The sequence below is a fragment of the Enterobacter sp. RHBSTW-01064 genome (genome assembly GCF_014103035.1).
Classification (GTDB): Bacteria; Pseudomonadota; Gammaproteobacteria; order Enterobacterales; family Enterobacteriaceae; genus Enterobacter; species Enterobacter mori.
In genome coordinates this window covers 1-1,025 of record NZ_JABXOU010000023.1, presented here as the reverse complement: position 1 = coordinate 1,025, position 1,025 = coordinate 1, and the positions used below count along the sequence as shown (strand labels likewise).

The window sequence follows — 1,025 nt, the reverse complement described above, 5'->3', positions numbered from 1 at the left end:
ATGCGCATTCCCGTCGGGTCAATTGTCCAGCCCCACTCCGACACCGGCAGCAGCGGGTTTTGTATCATGCTCAGCACGTTACCCCGTGACTTCTCGATGGTGTCCTCGTCGGTTGTCGCACAGCCGCTGTTGTAATAGCTGAACGAGATGAAGTCCACGGTGTTGTTCTTCAGCTGCTCGCGGTCCTCCTCTGTAATATCCAGCACAATATTATTGTCACGGAAGAAGCGCAGCATGTACCCCGGGTAGGCTCCGCGGCACTGCACGTCGCCAAAGAACAGCCAGCCGCGGTTCTCATTCATCGTTTTCAGCACGTCATCCGGTTTGCAGGTCAGCGGGTAAAGCAGGCCCCCCAGGAGCATATTGCCGATTTTTGCATCCGGGATGATGTCATGGCACCGCCCCACGACGATGGCACTGGCGACCAGCTGATGGTGGATAGCCTGATAGATATCAGCCTGACTGCTGCCTTCAGGCAGGCCCACTCCGGTCAGCGGCGCGTGCAGGGACATGTTGATTTCGTTGAAGGTCAGCCACAGCTTGACCTTCTCTCTGTAGCGCCCGAAAACCGTGACGGCGTAGTCAGTGAAAAAACCAATCAGTCTGCGGTCAGCCCAGCCGTTATAGCGGGTCACCAGATTCCAGGGCATCTCATAGTGGGAGAGCGTCACCATCGGCGTAATTCCGTGCTGCAGAAGCTCGTCAAACAGCCTGTCGTAGTAGGCCAGACCGGCTTCATTCGGGGTCTGCTCATCACCCTGTGGATAGATGCGTGCCCAGGCGATGGAAACGCGCAGGCAGGTAAACCCCATCTCGCTGAAGAGTTTAATGTCCTCCGGGTAGCGGTGGTAAAAGTCGATGGCCACGTCCTTGATGCTGCTGACGCTCCCGTCACGTTCCACCACCTCGCCGAAGATACCTGCGGGCTGAACGTCCGAGGTGGACACCCCTTTGCCGTCCTTGTCCCATGCACCCTCGACCTGGTTTGCGGCAATTGCCCCGCCCCAGTAAAAATTATCCGGGAA

1 protein-coding gene is annotated in these 1,025 nt (G+C 57.5%); it reads right to left on the bottom strand.

Annotation, left to right across the window (positions count from 1 at the left end):
• Nucleotides 1–1,025, bottom strand: a 1,025-nt coding sequence (locus HV355_RS23960) for a glycoside hydrolase family 1 protein (RefSeq protein ID WP_182403869.1), incomplete at both ends; no start/stop codon positions are given.